General features: G+C 37.8%; 3 protein-coding genes and 1 pseudogene. All 4 read left to right on the forward strand.

The features are described from left to right. Nucleotides 1-211 precede the first annotated feature (211 nt). Nucleotides 212-637, forward strand: coding sequence for a GNAT family N-acetyltransferase (locus AC075J_RS17900; RefSeq protein ID WP_118331672.1), 426 nt, complete (start codon nucleotides 212-214; stop codon nucleotides 635-637). A gap of 274 nt (nucleotides 638-911) precedes the next feature. Next, nucleotides 912-1,430, forward strand: a pseudogene (locus AC075J_RS17905) (DUF1349 domain-containing protein); the annotation flags it as partial. A 94-nt stretch (nucleotides 1,431-1,524) separates the two neighbouring features. Further along, a complete protein-coding gene (locus AC075J_RS17910) occupies nucleotides 1,525-2,340 on the forward strand; it encodes an alpha/beta fold hydrolase (protein ID WP_476390569.1) in 816 nt (271 codons plus the stop codon). Between the two features lie 47 nt (nucleotides 2,341-2,387). Then, a partial coding sequence (locus AC075J_RS17915; protein WP_476390570.1) for a flavodoxin family protein occupies nucleotides 2,388-2,691 on the forward strand: 304 nt, incomplete at its 3' end.

The raw sequence follows: 2,691 nt of genomic DNA on the forward strand, positions 1-2,691 counted from the left end.
CAAAGGCAAAACAATGTCTGATAGCATTACTGTCAGGTGTACTTTTAGTTTTGCTCTGTATTTGTACCACTCTATATAACGAAACGCTCAGATGCTGTTTTGCAGTAGGGGAAAAGAAAAAATATCAAAAAATTGATGATTAATGGTGAGCTTGTGATAGAATGGATAAAAGAGAAAAGCATAAAGGATGTAGTTGTGGAGAATATTTGTTATGATTAGAAAGTTGCTGAACGGAGATATCGATAGAGTTGCTGACATATGGTTAAAGACAAATCTGAAAGCACATTATTTTATTTCCAATCAATACTGGAAAAGTAATTATGAATTAGTGAAAGAAATGATGTCACAATCCGAAGTCTATGTGTATGAAGATGATAAAATGATTCAAGGATTTGTAGGACTAAATGCTGAATATATCGAAGGTATTTTTGTCTCCGATGAAATGCAGTCATGTGGCATAGGTAAGCTTTTATTAGATTATGTTAAGGATAAAAAAGTTAGCTTACGATTAAATGTATACCAGAAGAATGCCAGAGCAATTTCTTTTTATCAAAGAGAAGGGTTCATTATTCAATGTGAAGATTTGGATGAAGATACTGGTGAAAAAGAGTACACTATGCTATGGAAACGAAAATAGAAATCGGAAGTTGGAGGGATAATGAAATGAATATAAAAGATTTTAAGTGGATGAGAGAACCTGATGATTACACGCTGACAGATGACAAAATTGAGATTATTACACAGACTAGTACATCGTTTTCGAAATAACTATACCACTCACTTGTCTGCGAATCCGATTGCGCAGGTCTAAAAGCCTCAGCGTAGCCCGCTACGCTGAGGCTTTTAGACCTGCACACTCGAATCCGCATCCTACGCGATTGGTATAGTTATTTACGAAACGATGTACTAGAACTGATTTGTGGCAAAGAACTTACTATCATTTCCGCAATGATAATGCTCCGGTTTTACAGATAGAAACAGAGGAAAAGTTTTTTTCATTTATGGTGAAAACAGATTTTAAGGAAAGCCATCATCGCTTTGATCAGTGCGGTGTGGTTATGTATCTTGACAGTGAGAATTGGTTGAAAGGTTCTATAGAATATGAGAATGACAATTTTCAGCACCTGGGAAGTGTTGTGACAAACAATGGATATTCAGATTGGGCAACTACGGAAATTGATGCAGAGATTAAATCTATGTGGTATCGTCTCAGTAGACGTGAAGATGATTATTGCATTGAATGTTCTGAGGATGGCATACGGTTTAAGCAAATGAGGATTTGTCATATGTGGGCTGGTGCAGGAAAAATCAAATTTGGAATTTATGCATGCAGTCCGGAAGATTCATCGTTTAAAGCGGTATTTACAGATATGAAATTGACGGAGTGTCAATGGAAAGCCCACGATGGTCAAAAACCGGATGAGATGTAGCAGAATGTATTTGATATAAAAAACCAATATGAAAATAGTTAAAGTTTTTCAGGTTGTGTAACTGAGAAAAATGAAAATTGCGGAGGTGGATTTGTTGAAGGAAAGTACATATCAAACTCCTTGCGGAACAATTCACTATTGGTCAAGTATTCTGAGTTTGGATACAACGACGCTTGTATTTCTTCCGGGGCTGACTGCTGACCATAGACTGTTTGATAAACAGGTTGCGTACTTCGATGGAAAATATAATATTATTGTATGGGATGCACCGGCTCATGCCTCTTCCTGGCCGTTCCGGTTTGATTTTGACTTGTTTGATAAGGCAAAATGGCTGAATGGGATTCTTGAAAAAGAAGAAATCATAAAACCAATTATAATCGGTCAATCAATGGGAGGATATGTAGGCCAGGCTTATGCACAATTGTATCCTGACCGGCTGGCAGGTTTTATTTCCATTGATTCAGCACCGCTCCAGAGAAACTATGTGACAGCAGCGGAGATCTGGCTTCTGAAAAGAATGGAACCAGTATATGCACATTACCCATGGAAGTTGCTTTTGAAATCCGGAACAAAGGGAGTTGCAACTTCTAATTATGGCAGAAACCTGATGAAGAAAATGATGCTGGTCTATGATGGTGATCAGCATCGTTATGCACAAATTGCCGGGCATGGATTTCGTATTCTGGCAGAGGCGATGGAAAAGGATCTGCCTTATGAAATCAAATGTCCTTTCCTGTTGATATGTGGTACAAAGGATCATGCCGGTTCATGCATAAGGTATAACAGAGAATGGCATCGAAAAACGAAAATTCCTTTAAAGTGGATTGAAGGGGCCGGTCATAATTCTAATACAGATAAACCGGAGATGATCAATAGTTTACTAGAAGAGTTCTTCTCGAATATTTTATGACAGGCAACCTAAAGTTATTTGAATTGAAAAAGTTGGAGGATACACGCATGAAAATTGTAATCATTAATGGAAGTGCCAGAAAAGGAAACACGCTGACAGCAATCAATGCATTTATAAAAGGAGCGTCAGAAAAGAATGAAATTGAAATCATTGAACCCGACAAACTCAACATTGCACCATGCAGGGGATGTGGTGTCTGTCAATGCTCTAAGGGATGCGTCGATAAGGATGATACAAATCCTACAATTGATAAAATTGCTGCCGCAGATATGATTCTTTTTGCTACGCCAGTTTATTGGTGGGGAATGTCAGCACAATTGAAATTAGTCATTGATAAGTGCTACTGCCGTG

This window comes from Blautia sp. ZXY-1-C6 (assembly GCF_056339875.1).

Excerpts from the sequence above, each read along its gene's own strand:
- AC075J_RS17900 (WP_118331672.1), top strand. The coding sequence starts at position 212 with ATGATTAGAAAGTTGCTGAACGGAGATATCGATAGAGTTGCTGACATA.